Genomic DNA, 21284 nt, shown 5'->3' on the forward strand with positions numbered 1-21284 from the left:
GTCCCCGCCAGGCCGGTACGCGGTTCCGTGCGCGTCCGAAGGGGAGTCCGATGCGCCGTCTCTTCGTCCTGGTTTTCGCACTGCTGTGCACGATCCTTCCCGTGGTGCCCGCGGCCGACGCCGCCGTCGCACCCAAGCCACCGCCGTTGTCCACGCCGTGGACCTCTCAGGTGAGCACCACGAACCCGCTGCCCGAGTACCCGCGACCGCAGCTGACGCGGCCCGACTGGCAGTCGCTCAACGGTGAGTGGGAGTTCCTCAACCCCGCCACCGGCGCGAACGGCAGCGTCGACCGCTACGCCGCGCCGCCGCTCGGGCAGACCCTGCCCGAGCGCATCCTGGTCCCCTACCCGGTCGAGTCGGCGTTGTCGGGCATCATGCGCAACGACAACCGCGACCTGATGTTCTACCGCCGCGCCTTCACCGTGCCGGCAGCCTGGACCGGGCGGCACGTGCAGCTGCACTTCGGCGCCGTCGACTACGAAGCCACCGTGTGGGTCAACGGCGTCCAAGTCGCTTCGCACAAGGGCGGCTACGACCGGTTCGAAGCCGACATCACCGCCCGGCTCAACGGCGGCGCGAACGAGATCGTCGTGCGCGTCTACGACCCGACCAACGGCCGCGACGAGAAGCAGCCGGTCGGCAAGCAGGCGACCACCCCGTCGGACATCTTCTACACGCCGACTTCGGGCATCTGGCAGACCGTCTGGCTCGAGCCGACCGCGCCGACGTCGATCTACTCCGTCGACATCCGCCCGAACCTGGCCGACAACACCGCACGCGTGCGGGTGTTCGGCCGCGGCGACGTCAGCGGCTACTCCGTGCTCGCCGAGGCGGTGACCGGCGGCGCCGTCGCCGGCAGCGCGACCGGCGGCTTCACCGAGTTCTCGGTGCCGGTGCCGAACGCGCGGCGGTGGTCACCCGACGACCCGTTGCTCTACGACCTGCGCGTGTCGCTGCGCGACGCCGCGGGCACGACGGTCGACCAGGTCGTCAGCTACTTCGGCATGCGCGAGGTCGGCACGAAGAACGTCAACGGCGTGCTGCGCCCGACCCTCAACGGCGAGTTCGTGTTCCAGGTCGGCACGCTGGACCAGGGCTTCTGGCCCGACGGCCTGTACACCGCGCCGACCGACGCCGCGCTGGCGTCGGACCTGCAGAAGCACAAGGACCTGGGCTTCAACATGGTCCGCAAGCACATCAAGGTCGAGCCGGCCCGCTGGTACTACTGGGCCGACAAGCTGGGATTGCTGGTATGGCAGGACATCCCGTCGACCACGAACGCGAACGCCGACCGCACACCAGCGCAGATCGCCGAGTTCGAGACCGAAGCGCGCGAGATCGTCGACGAGCACCGCTTCTCCCCCGCCGTCATCACCTACGTGCCGTTCAACGAAGGCTGGGGCGAGTGGAACCTCGCCGAGACCAGGCGCGTCACGACGAACATCAAGAACCAGGACCCGACGCGGCTGGTCGACGCGCACAGCGGGTTCAACTGCTGCCTGTCGAAGGGCGATCCGGGCACCGGGGACATCATCGACTGGCACGTGTACACCGGGCCCGACGCGCCCCGGCCGGCCGGGGCGCGGGTCTCGGTGCTGGGCGAGTTCGGCGGGCTCGGCCTGCGCAACCCGGGGCACGAGTACAGCCCCACCGGCAAGTTCTTCGCCTACGAGCAGATGGCGAGCGCGGCGCAGCTGAACGACCGCTACACCGGCATGGTCCGGGACGCGCGTCAGCTGATGACCACCAAGGGCCTGTCGGCGTTCGTCTACACCGAGATCACCGACGTCGAAGGCGAGTACAACGGGCTGCTCACCTACGACCGGCGGGTGCAGAAGGTCGACACCGCGCTGGTCCGCGCGGCGCACACCGACCTGATCAACGCCTCGAAGAACCTGAACGCCGCGGTGCCGCTGACCCTCGGGCACATCCGGTCGTTCCGGGTGACCACGCCCGGGTACACCGACCGCTACCTGCAGCACGCGGACTCCTTCGCCCGCACCGACGTGCTGACCACGGGCAGCGCCGACGGACCGCGGCAGGACGGCTCGTTCCGGACCGTCGCGGGCCTCGCGAATCCGCGGTGCTTCTCGTTCGAATCGGTCAACTTCCCCGGGAAGTTCCTGCGGCACGCCGACAACCGCGTCCGGATCGACAGCGACACCGGCGGCGCGTTCGCCGCGGACGCCACCTGGTGCGACCGGCCGGGTCTCGCCGCCGGCGGGACGTCGTTCGAGTCGCTGAACCTGCCGGGCCGGTACCTGCGGCACTACGACGAAACCGTGTACCTGGCCGTGAGCGGCGGCCCGAACCCGTGGGACACCGCGACGAGCTTCGCCGCCGACGCGACCTGGGACGTCTCGGCGCCGGCGCTGTGGCGCAGTTCGGTGCCCCTGGCGGTGAACGCGCGGCAGTCGCTGCGGGTGACGACGTGGGGTTACACCGACCGTTACCTGCGCCACGCGGGCGGCCTCGCCTACACCGAGGTGGTCACCAGCGGCAGCAGCGCGTTGCTCAAGCAGGACGCGACGTACACGGTGCGGCGCGGGCTCGGCGAGTCGTCGTGCTACTCGTTCGAGTCGGTGAACTACCCCGGGCAGTTCCTGCGGCACCAGGACGGGCGCGTCCGCAACTCGGTCAACGACGGATCGGCCTTGATGCACGCGGACGCGACGTTCTGCACGCGGCCGGGGCTGGGCGGCACCGGCGTGACGTTCGAGTCGCTCAACATCCCGGGCGCGTTCCTGCGGCACTTCGATTCCGCCGTCTACATCGCTTCCGGTGGCGGAACGGGTTCCGACCGTCCCCAGACGGTGACGGCGGACAGCAGCTGGACCGTCGCGGCCCCCTGGGCCCCGTAAGCGGAGCCGGTCCGGTGTGGACACTCCACACCGGACCGGGCTCAGTGCCGCTCGCGCACTGCTTCGACCTCGGGCTCCGCGGGCGGCGCCCCGCGGCGCAGGTCCGCTTCGGTCCGCACCTGGATGCGGTTCGGGTTCGCGACGAGCCGGGGCGTGGAGTTCTCGTTCACGTCGGTCCTTTCGACTGCTTCCAGTCTCGCGAATACCCCGGCGCCGACGCTTTGAACAGTGGCCAAGAGCACTCCCGACAGAAGCTTCAGCCGGACGCCGATGATCACGCTGGACCCCGCCACCGGCACGGCCGTGCGCACCAGGTCGCTACTCGAGGAAGTCGGCCGTGCTCACCGGACAGGCGGGGGCGCCGTCCTGTGCCGGCTTGACGGCCAAGGCCCGGCCGACGCCGCCGGTCACGAGGGCGATCCGGCCGGCCAGCCGGTCGGCGCCGTGGGATTTGGCCGGTGCTGCAACGGTCATGGCGATCTTCCTTGATCGGTCGTCGCCGCGCTCAGCCCGAGCGGCGGCCTGAAGGGTCGTTCCTCGGCCCCCGGCCTCGGACTCGATGCGGCGCCGCGGCCCGGAACGGCGTACGCGGCGTTCTACCCCGCCCCGCGCCGGCGCTGCATCAGCCATCGCCGCATCCCATGCATCTGGCCGGCACGCTCCGGGTGAGCCCGACCCGATCCAGCGTCTTCGGGTCACGCGGGTATTAGTTGTCTTCGTGGCCACGGACAGCGACAACACCCACACCGAAACCGCAGATACCCGCTCAAGCGAGGGCCATCCCGCAGCTCAGGCCGCCGCTGCGAGCCCGGCGACACCGCCGGAGCCGCCGGCCGGGCCAACTGGCTCGTCCCGCACTCGACTGGTCGTGCTCCGGGGCCCCTCCGGCGCAGGCAAGAGCACCGTAGCCACGGCCGTCCGCGCGCGGCTCGGCCGCGGCGTTGCACTGGTCCAGCAGGACATCCTGCGCCGCGTCGTGCTGCGCGAGCACGACGTCCCCGGCGGGCTGAACATCGCGCTCATCGCGACCGTGTGCCGATTCAGCCTCGACGCCGGCTACCACGTCATCCTCGAAGGAATCCTCAGTGCCGCCCGGTACGGACCGATGCTGCGCCGGCTCGCCACCGACCACCGCGGCCACACCAGCTTCTTCTACTTCGACGTGCCCTTCGCCGAGACCGTGCGCCGCCACGCCACACGCCCTCAAGCGAGCGAGTTCACCCCCGAGGACATGCACGGCTGGTACGCAGCGAGCGGGCGTCTCGACGTGCCCGGCGAGCAGATCATCGCCACCGCCTCATCGGTGGACACGTCGGTAGCCCGGATCGTGGCGCACGTCGCCGGAACCGAGCAGGACGCGTCTCAGGCCCCGGCAGGTGTGACGCCGTGGTGACGCGCCAGGCAGGGGTCCGCGCGAACGACTCCCGGGGCATGAGACCGGCCGACTGAGCGCCTGGCCGGGCACCACCCTGCACTCCGGTCACGTCGCAGGTTGGTCCGTGCTCGGCAGGCCGACAGTTCACGGCGAGGAACCGGTCTCCAGCCGTCGTCACCCTGAACTCCCGGCGGCGTGGGTAGATCTGGGGTCCTGGCCGGGATCATGAGCAATCGACGATTCCCTGAAGCGAGGTGTCATGCCGGTTGAGACCATCTCATTTGGGCTTGTTGTGGGCGAGAAGGTCCAGCTTGACGGCTCGGCGGTAGCAGATAACCGCGCAGGCCAACTGGGTGAAGCCCACGAAGTGGGCGGCCTTGCGCTCGTAGCGGCGTGCCGGCCGCCGGAACCGCGAAACCCACTCCAAGGTCCGCTCGATGACGCCCCAGCCGCTTGGCCGACTCCATACCCCGGTGGGCAATCCGAGCAACGATGCCCCGCCGACGCCGCACCTTCCGGCAGGCCGCATAGTCGCAGCCCTTGTCCGCGTGCAGCTTGCGCGGCCGGCGCCGAGGCCATCCGACCGGCGCGGCGACCGACTCGACCGCATCGACCACCGCCTCGAAACTCAGGTGGTCGTTGCGGTCGGCCGCGGAAGCAACCACCGACAGCGAGATGCCACCGCGATCGCTCATCCAGTGAACTTTCGAGCCCGGCTTGCCCCGATCGACCGTTTGTCCGCGAGACCTGACCGCGCAGGCAGAACGATCTGGAGATTCTCGCCCAGCAGTCCACGCGGTTCTCCTTGCGTCCCCAGATCAGCCGCAGGACGCGTTGACACCGTCGTACGCGGGACTACACGCTGCTGCGGCGGTCGCGGAGCTCGCGAACCGCCGGCGGCGAATCCACCTGGCCGACGCTTCCGTACTCGGACTGACGGTGTCCGAATCCGGCCATGTCCGAAAGTAACAATGGCACCTGAGTTGTCGGTGAGAAAAGCTCCCACAGGTCAGGATCGAGAGGATTTGCCATGAAACAAAGGATTGTGCTCGGAGCTTTGACAGCGCTCGCCGCAGCGAGTTTGAGCCTTGCGGCGGCCAGCCCCGCCGCGGCGGCTGAGGTGGCTGCGACAAAGCCCTGTGGCTACTCCGAATCCGAAGGAAACGCCTGGTACAACCACTGCACCAGTGACGGCTCCTGGATCTGGATCAAGATCGACGTCGTCTTCGCCCCCGACTCCACCACGTGCGTTGGACCGGGACTATTCATCATCGGACCGTCGGCCAACTACCGCAACGCGTACTACACCGGGGATCTGTGTGCGCACGGTCTTTCCCCGATGAACCACGAGGAGGGATAGATCATGACTCGCTCATCCACCCTTCGGCGGCCGGCGACCATCGTCGCGGCGGCCCTGCTGACGATGGCTACCTCGGCCGGGATCGCGGCCGCGACCGAGCTGGCACCGAAGCCATGCGGATACTCCGAATCCGACGGGCACTCCTGGTACAACCACTGCACCAGTGACGGATCCCTGATCGTCATCAAGATCGACGAGGTGCTGCAGAAGGACCGATGGTACTGCGTTGCGCCGGGAGTGACCTACCTGGCGGCGAGCGTCAACACCCGAGGCGCTTGGTACACCGGTGAAGGGTGCAACAAAGTCGGTCCTCTCTGAGGAGCATTCAACTGCCCCCAGGCGCACGCCCGGCCTCCGCGGCCGGGCGTGCCTGGCCGAGACGCAATGGCCGCCGCTGCGCTGCTCTGCACTTGCTCGACTGAGCCGATACCCCACGCCCCCGCAAAGCAGCCTCGCGAAGTTCTCGGGTGTGTCGACGACGACCAGGATCTCGGGAACGGATCATGACGCCGCTGCGGGCGTCTGGGAAGCACGTGGCAGCAGTTTGCGGCGGCGGCCGACAGGTGAACGACAAGTGCAGTGAGACCGCGAAGAGCTTCCGGACACCGACCGGCCTCAAGAACACACTCGCGATCAGCACGCTGAGACCCCGGGTCCAGTGTCGCAAGGGTTCTGCCGCGCCGATCCCACAAGGATTCGGCGGGCACGCTTCGGCTCGTCCGTGCTGCTGTGCAGCCGGGTCTCACCCGGCGCCCACGGGTGCGCGGCGAAGTGGTCGCGCGTGGCCACGGCCGGGCCGCCGACCGCGCGCCACGCGTCGTGAGCTGAGCCCGGAACAAACCGCTGATCAACATTCCGAGCCAGGCCCGTCTGCAGAGCTTGGAGTACGTGCTCGATCGCATCGATCCACAGCCGGACACGCATCCCGTCACACGGAGGCCCTCGTCGGTTCAAGCGCTCAGCGAAGTGTCACCAGCCTCCGGCCTCGATGCGAAGCGACTCTCGTCGACGAAGTGCGTCTTGCTCGCGGAGGCAGGCGGCACCTAGGACAGGGAACGCTTCGTCGGAGTGCGCACAGTGGCCTCCTCGAGCTCACCTTCCACGACCTCCGGGTCCTTCAGCGCGACGGTCGCTCGCAGCGTCTTGCTGCCTGTCTCCGGGAGCGTGAAGTAGACCGCGAGGCAGACAACGATCACCACGATCATGTAGATAGCGACGTACATGGGGTGCCCGGCGCCGACGAACGCGGCGGCGATCAGGGGGGCGGTGCCGCCGAAGACGGCGATCACCAGCTGGTGGGAGAAGCCGATGCCGGACACCCGGACCGACGCCGGGAACAGCTCCGCCTGGATGGTCGGGTACACCGCCTGCCAGATGCCCAGGACGATCCACCCCGATGCGGCCACCACGACGTAGACCCAGAAGCCCGGCTGGTCGAGGAGGAGCAGCAGCGGGTAGAAGAGCACGATCATGCCGACCGCACCCACGATGGGGAAGATCTTGCGCCGGCCGAGCCGGTCCGACAGCGCGCCGCAGATCGGCACGATGATGACCAGCAGGATGAGCCCGATGACGCTGCCGACCAAGGTGGAGGACTTGTCCCGTCCGCTGGTGAGCTGGGCGTAGGTGGGCAGGAAGGTGGCCCACGTGTAGTAGGCCACGGCCGGCGCGGACAGCGCCGCCGTCTGCAGCAGGGCCTTCGGATGCTCACGGAGCAGGGCCAGCAGCCGTGCGGGTGCCGACTTCTTGTCGACGAGGGAACTGGCCTCGAACTCGGAGGTTTCGTCGGCGCGGGCCCGGAGGACGAGGCCGACGACACCCAGGAGGCCGCCCACGAGGAAGGGGACGCGCCAGCCCCAGGCCGCGAGGTCGTCCGGAGTGAAGGCCGAGGTGCTGATCGCGGCGGCCCCGGTCGCGGCTAGGGTCGCCAGGCCGCTCGCCATGTTCGAGAAGGACCCGAACAGGCCCCTCCGGTTCGGCGGGGCGTGCTCGACCATGAACGAGATGGCGCTCTGCTGCTCGCTGCCGGCCGAGATGCCCTGCAGGATCCGGGCCACCACGAAGAGGATGGGCGCCGCGTAGCCGATCGTGCTGTACCCGGGGGTGAGCGCGATGATCAGGGCGCCGAGTGCCATCCCGGACACGGACAGGGTGAGGACGGCCCGCCGGCCGTAGCGATCGGCCAGCGGCGAGACGATGATCCCGCTGAAGGGGCGGACCACGAACCCGATCGCGTACGTGAGCAGCGCCGCGATGAGCGAGGCGAACGCGGAGTGGCTCGGAAAGATCTGCGGGGCGAACACGGCGGCCAGCAGCCCGTAGACGTACCAGTCGTACCACTCGACGAAGTGGCCGATCGTGCCCGCCACCATGTTGACCGGGCGGCGAGGGCGTTCCAGAACCTCGGTGAGCTCGGGAGGGCTTGCCGTCCCGGAGGCGTCTGAGGAGTTCGTCGTCATTGAGCGCTCCACAATGAGATCGATTGCTGAGATCGGTTGCAGAGACCGTAAGGAGCGTGCGAGTATTTGTCAATCACGCTCTCGACCAGACGGGACACCGGTGTTCACCAAGCTTGCGACCTTGCGCACGATCGACGAGTCGGGCGCTGTGCTCATCGTCCGGCTGCCCGACGCGGACAGCGCGGAACGCGTCGCGCACGCCGCGATCGAGGGCGGGTTCCGCGCCCTCGAGATCACGCTCTCCATCCCCGGGGCCGTCGAGCTCGTCCGACGGCTGGCCACGCGGTACGCACCGGACGGTGTCGCCGTGGGAGCGGGAACCGTCCTCGACGGCTATGCCGCGTACGAGTGCATCCGAGCCGGTGCGGCCTTCTTGGTCAGCCCGCAGCTCAACGCCGAGATGATCCGCGTCGCCAACCGCTACCAGGTGCCGACGATCAGCGGGGCCTTCACCCCGACCGAGATCCTCGAGACCGCCGAGGCGGGTGCGGACATCGTCAAGATGTTCCCGACCGAGAACGCGGGTATCCCCTACGCCAAGGCCGTGCTCGCGCCGCTGGCGCACCTGCCGCTCATGCCCGCCGGCGGGGTGACGGCGGAGAACGTCAAGGAGTGGTTCGCCGCAGGCGTGGCGGGCGTCGGTGTGGGCAGCGCCGTCACCAAGGCCTGGCAGCCCGACGGCGATTTCACCCGGGTGACCAAAGCCGCCCGCGACTTCCTGACGGCGGTGCGGGACGCGCGCGGATGAACGCACCCACCCTGCACATCGTCATCGGCACGGCGGGCTCCGGCAAGTCGACGATCGCCCAGCGCCTCGCCCGCCAGCACGGCGCCGCGTACCTCGACAAGGACGCGATGAGCGCCCGGTTTGTCGAGGCCGCCCTGGTGTCGGCCGGGTACGACCCCGGCGACCGCGAGGCCAACCCGTTCTACCGCGACCACATCCTGCCCCTCGAGTACGACTCGCTGCTCGACGTCGCCGGGGCCAACCTCCGCCTCGGCCGCCCCGTAGTGGTCGACGCACCCTTCAGCCCCTACCTGTCCGACCCCACCTTCATCACCACGGCCGCGGCGCGCTTCGACTGGCCGCCGATCGAGGTGGAGGTGATACGGGTCCGCGTCTCCCCGGGGACACTCCGGGACCGGCTGCGCAAGCGTGCCCTCGAACGCGACCAGGTCAAGCTCGCCCACTGGGACGAGTACTGGGCGGTGCACGGCGGGCTGCAGTGCGCGTGGGTCGGCGTACGGCTGTCGGAGCTATCCAACGACGCGCAGGAGGCCCGATGATCAGCGGAACGACCACCCTCATCGCGCACCTGGGCCACCCCACGCACACGTTCACGTCGTCGCTGATCTGCAACCCCTGGTTCGAGAAGAACGGCATCGACGCCGCCGTCGTCCCGATGGGGATCAAGGCCGGGGACTACCCGGGCTTCTTCCGATCGCTCTTCACCATCACGAACATCCGCGGCGCGCTGGTCACCATGCCGCACAAGGTCACCACCATGGAGCTGGTGGACGAGATCAGCTCGGCCGCCGTGATCGCCGGCGCGACGAACGCCGTCCTGCGGCGGGAGGACGGGTCGCTGCTCGCCGGCCAGTTCGACGGCGCCGGCTTCGTCCACGGCATGCTGCGCAAGGGTTTCGACCCGGCCGGGAAACGCGCGCTGGTCGTCGGCAGCGGCGGGGTCGGTTCTTCGATCGCCGCGTCGCTGGCCGGCCTCGGCCTGGCCGAGATCGGCTTGTTCGATCCCGACATAGCCGCTTCCGAAGCGCTCGCCCAGCGCATCGGCCGGCACTACTCGGACGTGAGGGTCGTGCTGGGATCGAGGGATCCCGAGGGCTACGACCTGATCGTGAACGCCACCCCCCTCGGAATGAACGACGACGATCCGCTGCCGGTCGACGTCGACCGCGTCGCCCCCGGTGCGTACGTCGGAGATGTGGTGCTCAAGACCGACATCACCCCGTTGTTGCGAGCAGCCGCGGACAAGGGCTGCACGATCCAGGTCGGCAGCGACATGTTGTTCGAGCTGATTCCCGCCTACCTGGAGTTCTTCGGATTCGAAGGCGCCACGCCCGACGCGCTGCGCGCAGCCGCGCGGCGACCGTGACTTCTGATCCCCAGCAAGAGGAGTGTGCACAATGCGAGCTTTGGTCAGTGGTGGAAGCAGCGGCATCGGCGCGTCGACATGCGTGAGGCTTGCCGAGGCCGCTCTTGCCCGGGGCGAGAAGGCGCAGATCGCGGTGTGCGGCCATAAATTGACCACCACCCAGGAGCAGATCGTCCGTTCGATTCAGTCGCTGGGCGGTACTGCCATCGCGTTGGTGGGCGACCTCGGTGATCCCGACGTGCCAGGTCAGCTCGTCGAAGCCGCCGTAGCCGAATTCGGTGGCCTGGACGCGCTGGTGGCGAATGCCGGAATCGCCAGCCCAGGCGCAATCTGCGACTTGTCCGTCGAGGACTGGGACGACATGTTCTCCGTCAACCTCCGCGGCGCGTGGCTTCTCGCCAAAGCAAGCTACGCGCATCTGAAGCGCAGCCGCGGTTCGGCTTGCTTCACCTCCTCGATGTCCGGTCAGCTGCCCCATGCCGGATCAGGTGCTTACAGCCCCAGCAAAGCCGCTTTGACCATGCTGGCCCAGACACTCGCTCTGGAGTGGGCACCCGACGGTATCCGCGTGAACGTGGTATCCCCAGGCATGACCCATACCGCCATGACCGAGAAGATGTACGCCGACCCCCAGATCAAGAAAGCAAGGGAAGACATCATTCCGCTGGCGCGGATCGGCGAACCCGCGGATATCGCGAATGTGATCGAGTTCCTGGTGAATCCCTTGTCGAGTTATGTCACGGGGCAAGACATCTGCGTCGACGGCGGCTTCTCCAAGTCCATTCTCAGCCATATTCCCGGCCGGCCGAGCTCCAACTCCTGATACCGCAACGACAGTCAGTGGCGTTGTGGTGGATCGCAGTTGTCGGTCGCGGCCGGAGCCTGGGGACCGAGCGAATACGACCGGGCGCGGGTGCCGATCCGGATCGGCCGGCAGCCCGGGCACTGGCTCGCCCGCCGCTCACCGACCCCGACCGACATCGTCTTGCGTGTCACCAACGCTTTCGACCATGTCTGGCATGGTCCGCCGGCGTCGGCGGCGACAACACCAAGCCGGCTCAGCCACTACAATCGCCACGGCTACCCACTCATCTGACTTGCCATTGCGGTACCAGACCGGCGCCTCACGGTTGAGGTGGGCGAGGAAGGTGAGAGTCCGGTCGATCTGTTCGCCCCCCGAGATCCCGCCCCGGGTCGAGTACGAACTGACCCCGCTGGGCCACACCCTCTTCGAGCCGATGGCCGCCCAATGCGCCTGGACCCGCGAACACCTGCCCGAACTGCTCGCTCCCCGCGGAGCCCACGAGAACACCGCACGCTGAACCAGCCGGCAGCAGGACTGTGCCAGCAGCATGCCTCAAGTCAGAACACTGCGAAACCGATACCTCTCGTGGTCGAGTCAGTTTCCCAATTTCCAGCCTTTATCGGCAAGGTCGCGCATTGCTTGACCGAACTCGAACAGAGTGTTTTCTTCGCGAATCACCTCAAGAACAACATTGCTTACTCCGCACGTTGCTTCGACAGCGTCGCCCAACCCTTCGAAATCCACCACCCCGGTGCCAATCGGATCATGACCCCACGTCTCCAACCCCGTATCAGAAATATGCACAAGTGCAATAGACTCCTGATGCGAGCGCAAACCCGCTACGGGATCCTCCTCTACATAAGCGGCATTGGCGACGTCGTACACGATCTTGAGCGCGTCATCGTCGACCGCACTGACGATACCCGCCAGCTCCCGGACGGTCGGAGTGAAGCAATACGGAGTATTTTCCAGAAGTAGCCGCGTACCGGCCTGCTTGGCCAGTGGAACCAGATCGCCCAGGCTCTCGTACATCCATCCGTAAGCTTTTTCGAGCGAAGGTGAAATCATGGGGCGTCGCGTACCGGGGGATATCACGACGTCGGCGACATCCCAAGCGACAGCCAGGTCGATCACCGACTTGATGTGCTCGATACTCTTGCGGCGCATGTTCGCGCCGGGGCTCGCCAGATTGATGTCGTACCCACCGGCGTTGAGCGATCGGATACTCGCGCCGTACTCACCGAGCCTTGCTTTTATGGCCGAGCGCTCCGTGCCGGAAATTTCGTCCGGCCAGCAGTGCGGAGAGCTGATCGGGACTTCGAACGTCGAGTATCCGTTCTCGACCAGTTCCGCGATGGCATCGATTGCCGTGGCCGACCACAGATACGAAAAGGTGTTGATGATCACGCCGGAACATCCCTCACTTCTTGGCGTGGCTGGTCCAGGCCCGGCCGGGTTGCTCTTCGGTGGGAAGCCCGGCGGCGGCGAGGATGCGATCGAGCAGGAGCTGGGTCTTCACCGCGTCCGCCCCGGACGTCAAGGGCTCCCCGCGGTCCCGGACCCGGTCGAGGAAGTGGTGAACCGCTCCGGCGAAGCCGAACGTCTGCGTCGCCGTCGCCCAGCCGAAGGCCTCGGGCGACATCTCGCGCACGGTCGTCCCGTCGGGCCGGCTGATCGAGATCCGGTCGGGCGCGGTGACGTTCGCGCTCGCCCCGCCTCCGTGGGCGTCGAGTTTCTCGCTCCAGCCGCCCGCGTCGCGGGCCCCCACGAGCACGCCGGTGTGACCGTTGTCGAACCGGACGAGCGCGGCCACGCCGTCCTCCTGCCAGCGGTCCTCACCGGCCGCGTGCGCGCTCACGTCGACGGGCTCTCCCCCGCAGTACCAGCGCAGCAGGTCGACCATGTGGATCGCGTTCTCGAAGGTGGCGCGGTACTCGGAGCCCGCCCGGTTCTTCTGGGCGACGCAGAAGCTCGCGCCGCCCTCCCCGAACGCCGCGCGGCCGGCCTCGTACACCGGTGCGAAGCGGCGGTTGAACCCGACCATGAGCACCCGTTCCCGTGCGGCGGCCAGCTCGGCGAGGGACTGCGCGTCGGACGCGCTCGTCGCCAGCGGCTTCTCGCAGAAGACGTCGACGCCGGCCTCCAGCGCGAGTCGCGTCGCGCGGACGTGCTCCGACCGGGGCGTGAGGACGAACAACGCGTCCAGTTCCTCCGCCTCGAGCACCGCCTCGACCGTCGGATAGGCACGGCGGAAGCCCCAGCGCCGCATCAGGGGCTCCGGGTCGTCCTTGCGGGTGACCAGGCCCCGCAGCTCCACGTCGTCGCGCGCGACGAGGGTCGGGAGCTGGGCGATGCTCGCGATGTTTCCGGCGCCCGCCACCCCGATGCGCAGCACGTCTCCATTCGTCACGCGGGCACCACCGCGGCGAGCATCTTGCGGAGCGCGAGCGCGGAGTCCTTGAAGCCGATCGCGGGGTCGGGCAGGTCCTGCGGATGCCACCGGTACTCGTACTCGAGGGAGAGCACGTCGTCGTAGCCGCGGCGCACGAGTTCCTCGAGGATGTCGGGCCACGGCACGACGCCCGCACCGACGACCCGGGACCGGACGGCGCGTTCCTCGGCCTTGACCCGGGCGGTGTCCGAGGCCCGGAAGGGCGCCTCCGGGTCCTTGAAGACCAGGTCCTTCACGTGCACGTGGCCGACGAGCTCGCCCTGGACGGCAAAGGCCTCCTGCCAGGTCTCGTCATGGGTGAAGGTCAGGTTGGCCTGGTCGTACAGGACGCGGACGGAGGGGAAGCCGACCTCGCCGACGAGACGGGCGGTGTCGGCCGCGGTCTGCGTCATGGTGCCGAAGTGGTTCTCGACGCAGAGCACGACGCCCGCGTCCGCGGCCTCGGGCGCGAGGACGGTCAGCGCGCTCCGCAGCTGCTCCCAGTGCCGGGCGTGCTCGGTGTCCCCCGGGTGCCAGGCGCCGGCGTACACCCGGACGCGGGTCGCACCGACGGTGTGCGCGGCCTCGATGCACGCGCGGAACTCGTCAATCCCCTGCTGCCGGCTCGCCGCGTCGACGCTGTTGATCGAGGTCGTGTACGGGGTGAGCGCGACGATCGGGACACCTTCGGCGTCGGCGATCGCGGCGGCCCGCCGCGCGGACCGCGGGTCCGACGGGCTGATGGCCGCCGGGTAGTCGTCCTGGTAGATGACCTCGGCGGCGTCGAGACCCGCCGCGCCGAAGAGGCGTAGCGCTTCGGCGAGGTCACGGCCCGGGGTGCCCAGCGTGTGTCCGGCGATGATCATGAGAGAGGGCTGCTCCTTTGTGGCGGGCGGTTCCAGTCCGCCGGGCCGACGAGGTTCGGGGGGTGCTGCACCCGGGACCGGTCCACGAGCTCCATCAGCAGGCCCCAGGGGGTGACGAAGTACGTCCACCGGTTGCCGGCCACGAGGGGGCTGTCGGGACCGACTTCCTTGCGGCCGCCGAGGACCCGGACGTCCGGGATCGTGCCGAGGTGGGCGATCGCCGCGTCGACGTCGTCGACCACGAAGCACAGGTGATGACCGCCCCGGTCGCTGTGCCGAGGGTGCTGGGTCCGCTGGTCCGCGGACCGCCACTCGAACAGCTCGACGTTCAGGTTCGGCGGGAGCCGCAGCATGGCGAGTTCGAGGGCAGCGTCCGGCGGGACGTCGAAGTTCGCCGGCATGAACGACGGGTCGGGTCCGCGCCGGGAGCGGTAGAGTTCCTCCGCCCCGAGGACCTCGACGAAGAAGCGCACCGCCTCGTCCAGGTCGGGGACCGTGTACGCGGCATGGTCCACGTGCCGGAGCCCGGGCAGCAGCCGGCCGGTCACCGGACCGGCCTGGTCGAGGAGCGGACGAGGAGCTGCGGCTGGAGCACCACGTGCTCGACCGAGCCGCCGTTCGCCACCTGCTCGGCGAGCCGGATGGCGATGCGGCCCATCTCGGCGATGGGTTGCTGCACCGAGGTCAGCGGCGGGTTGCTGCGGGCGCCGAACGCCAGGCCGTCGAAGCCCACCACCGAGACGTCGCCGGGGACCGACATCCCCCGCGAGCCGAGCGCGCTGATGAGTCCGAAAGCGACCAGGTCGTTGCCCGCGATGACGGCGGTCGGCCGCTCACGCAGGCTTACGAGTTCTTCTGCGGCACGTTCGCCGGCGCCGACGCCGATCCCGTTGCCGTCGAGCTCGATCGGCGTCATCCCGTGCTTCTCCGCCAGCGTCCGGTAGGCCTGGCGTCGGTCGGCGGCGGTGTGCGTCCCCGCGATCCCCGAGACGTAGGCGATGGAGGTGTGCCCGAGCTCGAACAAGTGGTCCAACGCGAGCGCGATCCCGGTCGCGCTGTCGACGGTCACCGTGGACGTCTGATCGCCGGACTCGACCCGGTCGATGACGACCAGCCGCTTCCCGAAGCCCGAGGACTCGAACTCGGCGGACGAGACGCGGGTGTAGGGCGCGATCACCGCGAACGGCGCGTACATCGCTTGCATGGCCTCGAGGTACCGGGCCGTGGCATCCGCCTCGTTTTCCGTCACGCACAGCACCAACTGGTAGCCACGCTCCCCCGCGGCGGCCGTCATGGCCTTCGCGAGCTCGGCGAAGTACGGGTTGGTGATGTCGGGGACGACCAGCGGCACGAGGGTGCTGACCTTGGTCCGGAGCGCCTGCGCGAGCGGGCTCATCTTGTAACCCATGGAGGCCGCCACTTTGCGTACGTGGTCCAGGGTCTCCCGCTTGACGGCCTCGGGGCGGGAGAACGCCCGCGAGACCGTCGACCGGTGGACCCCGGCTGCCGCCGCTACCTCATCGATGCTGGGTGTGGACACCGGTTCTCTCCTGTCGGCCGTGCGCGTACGCGTCCCAGATGACGGCCATCGTGGCCTCGAGATCGCCGATCCGCGGGAGTTCCACGAAATCACGTCTCAGCTGCTCGGCCACCTGGTCGACGAACAATCCGTACAACGGATCGCTGTCCACGTCGATGACTGCGGTCTCCGTGACGCCGTCGACGGAGGTGAACGACGCGTTTCCGTCGGACCCGATGGTCGCGGTCCCCGCGGCGCCGATCCGCATGAAGGAGCAGTGGCGCTTCAGCGGCGACCCGGGGAACGCGTAGCCCACCTCGATGGTGGCGATCCGTCCGTCGGCCGTGGTCAGCGTCATCGAGGCGTAGTCCTCGACGCCGCGGCGGTGCAGCGTCGACGACAAGGCCGCCGTCACCGCGACTTCCGCCGTACCGGCCGAGTGGAGGAAGAGGTCCACGAAGTGCGGAGCGAGGTTGACCATGCAGCCGCCGCCGGCGCGCTCGGCGTCGAGCATCCACGGACTGCCGTTGACGAGGTAGCGGTCGGGCGGGCCCGCGATGAACTGGACGCTCTCGTACACCGAGCGGCCGGCTCTCGCCAGCCAGCGGTCGGTCGGGCCTCCCCGCTGCACGAGAGTCACGGCGATCGGTACCCCGGCGGCGCCCGCGGCCGCGCGGACGTCGACCAGCTCCTGCAACGACACCCCGGCCGGCTTCTCCACGACGAGCGGGATGCGCCGGGCGACCAGAGCGAGGCAGACCTCGCGCATCACGTCGTGCGGGACGAAGACGTACGCCAGTTCGGCGTCCCCGTGGGCCGCAAGCGCTTCCTCCCAGGACGGGTAGAGAGGCGCGTTCCAGAGCCGCGCGAGGTGCTCCGTGCGCGACGGGTCCGGGTCGCTGACCCCTACGACGTCGTGCTGCTCGGCGATCCGGTCCGCGCACAGGGGCACATGCCAGTGCGACGCGCCGAGGACGATCGTCTTGGCCTTCTTCATGTCTGCGCACCACTGCGGCTGAATATCCCATCGGCGAGCCGGCCGGCCCGCGGGGCCCGGCGGCGCCCGGCCAACGCACGATCACCGGGGCCATCGACGACACCAAGAGCCCGGTCATCTGCGTCTGCGTGCGACGGCTCGGGCAGCGCGTCGCGACTTACGCAGCGGCCATGCAGATCGCCAGGGCCAGTGGTCACGTGCCCCCCAGTGAGATCGGTTGCTGAGATCGGTTGCAGAAAAAAGTTAACGGAGGACCACCTACGTGTCAACCACGGATCGATCCCACGCGGGCCGCAAACCCACCGGAGAACGCCGGAGGCGCTGGAACAGCGGCACCGTTCCGAGGAGCGGCACCTCTGCTGCCAGCCGGTCCTCCCGATCAGCTCGCCAAGGGACGGAAGGGCCGGAGCGTTCCCCTGTGGTCCGGTCACCCTCGCAGTAGTCCGCCGAGGCGATGGCCGCCGCGCGCAGCTCGGAGGCGGTCACGGCGGATGTGCCGAACTGCGCCACCGGCGGCGTGGAGACCATCCACCACCCGCTCAGCTGACGCCACGTCCTTCCCCGCCCGCGCCTTGCTCCGCATGGAGTTGGACGTGGATCGCGTTCACACGTAGCTTGAGCGGCCCGGCTCGGACAGCACCCTCGCGGCCTCCCCCGGCGTGCATCCCCTCGACCCGGGCGCGGTCGTCGGCAATGCGATTACCCCAGGAGGCAGGGACGTTTGCTGTCGAACTCCCAGCCGGGAACCAGGTAGCGCATCGCGATCGCGTCGTCGCGGGCTCCCAGTGCCTTCTCCCGGTACAGCTCGTGGGCGGCGAGGAGCCGGTCCCGGTCGAGCTGGACGCCGAGACCCGGCACGGCGGGAACCGCGATTTCACCGTCGACGATGCGGGGTGGGGCCACGGTGAGCCGTTCCAGGCCTTCCTGCCAGATCCAGTGCGTGTCCAGGGCGTTGTACTCACCCGGCGCGGCGGCGCCGCAGTGGGTGACCATGGCCAGGGAGATGTCGAAGTGGTTGTTGGAGTGACACCCCCAGGTCAGGCCCATCGCGTGGCACAGCTGAGCCACGCGGACCGACCCTTGCATGGTCCAGAAATGCGGATCGGCCAGAGGAATGGAGATCGAGTTCAGGGCCAGGGCGTGGGTCAGCTGCCGCCAGTCGGTGGCGATCATGTTGGTCGCGGTGGGAAGACCGGTCGCGCGGCGGAATTCGGCGAGGACTTCGCGTCCGGAGTAGCCGTCCTCGGCGCCGCACGGGTCTTCGGCGTAGGCGAGGGTACCGAGCAGGGGCCGGCAAAGCTGGATCGCTTCGCGCAAGGACCAGGCACCGTTCGGATCGAGCGTGATCCGGGCCTCGGGGAAGCGTTCTTTGAGGGCGAGGATCGCGTTGACCTCTTCTGCGCCGGCCAGGACGCCGCCTTTGAGCTTGAAGTCGCGGAAGCCGTACAGGTCGTAGGTGGCCTCGGCCTGGCGGACGATCGCCTCCGGCGTCAGGGCTTCTTCGTGCCGGATCCGGTACCAGTCGGTGGCCGAGCCGGGTTCGCGGGCGTAGTCGAGGTCGGTGCGGTCGGGGTCGCCGACGTAGAACAGGTAACCGAGGACCCGGACGGAGTCGCGCTGCTGCCCGTCGCCGAGCAACGCCGCGACCGGCACCTCGAGGTGCTGCCCCAGCAGGTCGAGCATCGCTGCCTCGACCGCGGTCACCGCGTGGACGGTGGTGCGCAGGTCGAAGGTCTGGGCGCCGCGGCCGGCGGTGTCGCGGTCGCCGAACCGGTCACCGATCTCGCGGAGGACGCGCTTGTAGTCACCCACTTTCGCGCCGAGGACGAGCGATTCGGCGTCACGCAGCGTCCGGGTGATCTTCTCCCCGCCCGGAACCTCGCCCAGGCCCGTGCGTCCCTCGGAGTCTTCGAGGACGACGATGTTGCGGGTGAAGTAGGGGCCGTGGGCGCCGGAGAGGTTCAGCTCCATGCAGTCCAGGCCGGCGACCGGGTAGACGGAGAACGCGGTGATGATCGGCTGCTTGACGCTCATGGATGTCTTTCTGTGACGAGGTGATCAGATGTTGAGGGCGCCCAGGATGCCTTCGACGGCGAGGACGCCGCCGAGGCCGAGGATGGCGAGAACCGTGGTGTAGCTGGTCCGGACCTTGATCGCTTCGACGACCGAGAGGTTGAAGTATTCCTTGAACAGCCAGAATCCCGGGTCGTTGACGTGGGAGAAGGCGATCGAGCCGCAGGAGACGGCCAGCACCATCATCTCGGGGTGGATCCCGCTGCCCGCCACCAGCGGCAGCACGACGCCGGAGGCGGTGACGACGGCGACCGTGGCCGAGCCGAGCGCCACGCGCAGGATGACCGCGATGAGCCAGGCGAGGATGAGCGGCGAGATGGGCCAGCTGTGGGTGAGGTCCTTGATGTAGTCGGAGATCCCGCCTTCGACGAGAACGTTCTTGAACGCGCCGCCGGCTCCGATGACCAGCAGGATCATCGCCATCGCCTTGGCCGCCGAGGCGCAGGAGCCGCCGACCTCTTCCAAGCTCCGGCCGATGCGCGGGCCGAACACCCAGATCGCCAGCAGGAGGGTGAGCAGCAGCGCGATCGGAGCCGAGCCGATGAAGGTGATCAGGTGCATGAAGTGGCTGTCGCTGGAGACGGCCAGTTCGGCCACCGCGGCGCCGGCGATCAGCACCACGGGGAACAGCGCGACGCCCAGGGACCAGCCGAGGCCGGGCATTTCCTCGTCGGTGAACTCGCGCTCGCCGACCAGTCCGGTGGGGACGGCGGGGTCCATCTGCTTGACGAACGGCAGCCGCGGCCACACCAGCGCGATGAGCGCTCCGGCCGGGATGGCGATGAACAGTCCGTAGAACAAGGTCAGTCCGACCGAGGCGTGGAACGTCGCGGCGACGGCGGTCGGGCCGGGGTGGGGCGGCAGGAAGCTGTGCATCGTGGACAGAGCGATCGACATCGGCAGCCCCACCCACAGCAGTTTCGCTCCGGTGACCCGGACCAGGGTGAACGCGATGGGCACGATGATGACGAAGGCGACCTCGTAGAACATGGTCACGCCGATGAGCATGGACGTGACGACCATGGCCACCTGGACCCACCGCGGGCCGAAGGCGTCGAGGAGTTTTCCGGCGATCCGCTGTGCGGCGCCGGAATCGCCCATCACCCGGCCGACCATCGCGCCGAGGCCGATGGTCAGCATCGTGTCGCCGATCTGGTCCCCGATGCCTTCGGAGAGGACGTCGGGGATCTTGACCAGCGGAATCCCGCGGACGATGGCGACGCCTACGGCGACGAGCAGCAGCGCGGCGAAGCCGTTCAGCTTCAGCTTCGTCATCAGGAGGAGCAGGATCAGAACGCTGATACCGACCACGACGAGTGGCATGTCAGTTCCCCTTTGAACTGTGGGTCGAGAAGCGGTGGGTTCGTCAGGCGAGCCGGCGTGCGGCTGCCACGAGGTCGAGTCCGGCGTCGAGGACCTTCGCGAGGTCGGCGAGGTCGTCCGACCCGGGGTCGGTCAGGGGTGCCCGGACGGGGCCGACCGGCAGCCCGCGCAGCCGGGCGGCTGCCTTGACCAGCGAGACGGCGTAACCCGGCACGCGGTCGCGCAGTTCCACCAGCGGCACGTAGAACTCCCGCAGCAACTGGTCCACGGCATCGTCGTCCGCTGCGGTCAGGGCGGTGAAGAAGGCGCGCGCGATCTCGGGCGCGAAAGCGTGCACAGCCGAGGAATAGGCCGGAACGCCCACCGTGGCATAGGCGCGAGCCTGAATTTCGGCGGTGGCCGCGCCGTTGAAGAAGAGGAAGCCCTCCGGCGCGGCGAGGGTGAGGCGTTGGAGCCGGTCGAGGTCGCTGCGCCCGTCCTTGAGGCCGATGACAGCCGGGATCTCCGCGATCCGGCGCAGGCCGGCGGCGGTGAAGGAAACTTGGTCGCGCTGGTAGGCGATCAGCGGCAGCCGGGTACCGTCGGCGACCCGGCGCAGCTGCTCCACCAGGCCGTGCTCGGGGGCGGTGACCAGGTAGTGGGGCAGCACCAGCAGGGCATCCGCCCCCGCGTCCTCCGCGATCCGGGCGAACCGCCGCGCCTGAGCCCAGCCGTAGCCGATGCCCGCGACCACCGGCATCCGGCCGGCTGCCACCTCGACCGCGGTCGTGACGACCGAGCGGTACTCGTCCTCGTCCAGCGCGCCGAACTCCCCTGTCCCGCACGCCGGGAACACCGCCCCCGGCCCCGCGGCGACCTGCGTGCCCAGGTACGTCCGGTACGAATCCGGATCGAGGTCCCCGTTGTCCCGGAAGCTGGTGAGGGGGAAGGAAAGAACGCCGCCCGCCATGCCGTCGCGCAGCCGCTCGGCAACGGCTTCGGGCGTGCGCGCGTTGATCATATCCATGAACGTCGTCCTCGTATGCAGATGGCGTCTATGTATGCAGATGGAGGGTAGACAGGTGAACGCCGAGGGTCAATGGCCGCTCCGGGCCGGAT

The 21284-nt window shown here is 68.8% G+C and carries 21 protein-coding genes; 9 read left to right on the top strand and 12 right to left on the bottom strand.

Annotated features, from left to right (window positions below; genetic code table 11):
* The first annotated feature begins 50 nt into the window (after positions 1-50).
* Complete coding sequence (locus ABFJ78_RS33500; RefSeq protein WP_436390867.1) at positions 51-2864, top strand: AbfB domain-containing protein; 2814 nt, start codon at positions 51-53, stop codon at positions 2862-2864.
* Between the two features lie 41 nt (positions 2865-2905).
* Here ABFJ78_RS33500 and ABFJ78_RS33505 read toward each other — a convergent pair whose 3' ends face one another.
* Both ABFJ78_RS33505 and ABFJ78_RS33510 read right to left on the bottom strand, forming a co-directional pair.
* Positions 2906-3034, bottom strand: a complete 129-nt coding sequence (locus tag ABFJ78_RS33505) for a hypothetical protein (protein ID WP_436390868.1) — start codon at positions 3032-3034, stop codon at positions 2906-2908.
* 148 nt (positions 3035-3182) lie between these two features.
* Positions 3183-3338: a hypothetical protein gene (locus ABFJ78_RS33510; protein ID WP_436390870.1), complete on the bottom strand. Its 156-nt coding sequence runs from the start codon at positions 3336-3338 to the stop codon at positions 3183-3185.
* A 244-nt stretch (positions 3339-3582) separates the two neighbouring features.
* On the opposite strand from ABFJ78_RS33510, the gene ABFJ78_RS33515 reads away from it, so the two are divergent.
* The 3 genes from ABFJ78_RS33515 (at position 3583) to ABFJ78_RS33525 (ending at position 5917) form a co-directional block, all read left to right on the top strand.
* Positions 3583-4257, top strand: a complete 675-nt coding sequence (locus tag ABFJ78_RS33515) for a kinase (protein WP_436390872.1) — start codon at positions 3583-3585, stop codon at positions 4255-4257.
* Between the two features lie 1012 nt (positions 4258-5269).
* Positions 5270-5599: a DUF6355 family natural product biosynthesis protein gene (locus ABFJ78_RS33520; RefSeq protein WP_436390874.1), complete on the top strand. Its 330-nt coding sequence runs from the start codon at positions 5270-5272 to the stop codon at positions 5597-5599.
* Between the two features lie 3 nt (positions 5600-5602).
* Positions 5603-5917, top strand: a complete 315-nt coding sequence (locus ABFJ78_RS33525) for a DUF6355 family natural product biosynthesis protein (RefSeq protein ID WP_436390876.1) — start codon at positions 5603-5605, stop codon at positions 5915-5917.
* A 725-nt stretch (positions 5918-6642) separates the two neighbouring features.
* On the opposite strand, the gene ABFJ78_RS33530 is transcribed toward ABFJ78_RS33525, so the two are convergent.
* Positions 6643-8058: an MFS transporter gene (locus tag ABFJ78_RS33530; protein ID WP_436390878.1), complete on the bottom strand. Its 1416-nt coding sequence runs from the start codon at positions 8056-8058 to the stop codon at positions 6643-6645.
* 121 nt (positions 8059-8179) lie between these two features.
* Here ABFJ78_RS33530 and ABFJ78_RS33535 point away from each other — a divergent pair, with 121 nt between their 5' ends.
* The 5 genes from ABFJ78_RS33535 to ABFJ78_RS33555 all read left to right on the top strand — a co-directional run bounded on the left by ABFJ78_RS33535 (position 8180) and on the right by ABFJ78_RS33555 (position 11494).
* Complete coding sequence (locus ABFJ78_RS33535; protein WP_436390880.1) at positions 8180-8806, top strand: bifunctional 4-hydroxy-2-oxoglutarate aldolase/2-dehydro-3-deoxy-phosphogluconate aldolase; 627 nt, start codon at positions 8180-8182, stop codon at positions 8804-8806.
* Complete coding sequence (locus tag ABFJ78_RS33540) at positions 8803-9345, top strand: AAA family ATPase (protein ID WP_436390882.1); 543 nt, start codon at positions 8803-8805, stop codon at positions 9343-9345. The genes ABFJ78_RS33535 and ABFJ78_RS33540 overlap by 4 nt, the downstream gene beginning before the upstream one ends.
* On the top strand, positions 9342-10172 hold the full coding sequence (locus ABFJ78_RS33545; protein WP_436390884.1) for a shikimate dehydrogenase family protein: 831 nt from the start codon (positions 9342-9344) through the stop codon (positions 10170-10172). The genes ABFJ78_RS33540 and ABFJ78_RS33545 overlap by 4 nt, the downstream gene beginning before the upstream one ends.
* A gap of 31 nt (positions 10173-10203) precedes the next feature.
* Complete coding sequence (locus tag ABFJ78_RS33550) at positions 10204-10995, top strand: SDR family NAD(P)-dependent oxidoreductase (protein WP_436390886.1); 792 nt, start codon at positions 10204-10206, stop codon at positions 10993-10995.
* Positions 10996-11191: 196 nt separating this feature from the next.
* Positions 11192-11494, top strand: coding sequence for a winged helix-turn-helix transcriptional regulator (locus ABFJ78_RS33555; RefSeq protein WP_436391474.1), 303 nt, complete (start codon positions 11192-11194; stop codon positions 11492-11494).
* A 77-nt stretch (positions 11495-11571) separates the two neighbouring features.
* Here the strand turns inward: ABFJ78_RS33555 and ABFJ78_RS33560 are convergent, their stop codons facing one another.
* The 9 genes from ABFJ78_RS33560 to ABFJ78_RS33600 form a co-directional block, all read right to left on the bottom strand.
* Positions 11572-12384 carry a sugar phosphate isomerase/epimerase family protein gene (locus ABFJ78_RS33560; RefSeq protein WP_436390888.1) on the bottom strand — a complete coding sequence of 271 codons (813 nt, stop codon included), beginning with the start codon at positions 12382-12384 and terminating at the stop codon, positions 11572-11574.
* 13 nt (positions 12385-12397) lie between these two features.
* Positions 12398-13387, bottom strand: a complete 990-nt coding sequence (locus ABFJ78_RS33565) for a Gfo/Idh/MocA family protein (protein ID WP_436390889.1) — start codon at positions 13385-13387, stop codon at positions 12398-12400.
* Positions 13384-14274 (bottom strand): sugar phosphate isomerase/epimerase family protein, encoded by an 891-nt coding sequence (locus tag ABFJ78_RS33570; protein ID WP_436390891.1) that lies wholly within the window; start codon positions 14272-14274, stop codon positions 13384-13386. Before ABFJ78_RS33570 ends, ABFJ78_RS33565 begins: the two co-directional genes overlap by 4 nt.
* On the bottom strand, positions 14271-14822 hold the full coding sequence (locus tag ABFJ78_RS33575) for a VOC family protein (protein ID WP_436390893.1): 552 nt from the start codon (positions 14820-14822) through the stop codon (positions 14271-14273). Before ABFJ78_RS33575 ends, ABFJ78_RS33570 begins: the two co-directional genes overlap by 4 nt.
* On the bottom strand, positions 14819-15814 hold the full coding sequence (locus ABFJ78_RS33580) for a LacI family DNA-binding transcriptional regulator (protein WP_436390895.1): 996 nt from the start codon (positions 15812-15814) through the stop codon (positions 14819-14821). Before ABFJ78_RS33580 ends, ABFJ78_RS33575 begins: the two co-directional genes overlap by 4 nt.
* Entirely contained in the window at positions 15792-16790 is a 999-nt protein-coding gene (locus ABFJ78_RS33585) for a Gfo/Idh/MocA family protein (protein WP_436390897.1), read from the bottom strand. Before ABFJ78_RS33585 ends, ABFJ78_RS33580 begins: the two co-directional genes overlap by 23 nt.
* A 699-nt stretch (positions 16791-17489) precedes the next feature.
* Positions 17490-18824: an enolase C-terminal domain-like protein gene (locus tag ABFJ78_RS33590; RefSeq protein WP_436390899.1), complete on the bottom strand. Its 1335-nt coding sequence runs from the start codon at positions 18822-18824 to the stop codon at positions 17490-17492.
* Positions 18825-18848: 24 nt separating this feature from the next.
* Positions 18849-20186: a gluconate:H+ symporter gene (locus ABFJ78_RS33595; RefSeq protein WP_436390901.1), complete on the bottom strand. Its 1338-nt coding sequence runs from the start codon at positions 20184-20186 to the stop codon at positions 18849-18851.
* A 43-nt stretch (positions 20187-20229) separates the two neighbouring features.
* Positions 20230-21192 (bottom strand): 5-dehydro-4-deoxyglucarate dehydratase, encoded by a 963-nt coding sequence (locus ABFJ78_RS33600; protein WP_436390903.1) that lies wholly within the window; start codon positions 21190-21192, stop codon positions 20230-20232.
* Positions 21193-21284: the final 92 nt, after the last annotated feature.

The organism is Amycolatopsis sp. MEPSY49 (assembly GCF_051337345.1).
Taxonomy (GTDB): Bacteria; Actinomycetota; Actinomycetes; order Mycobacteriales; family Pseudonocardiaceae; genus Amycolatopsis.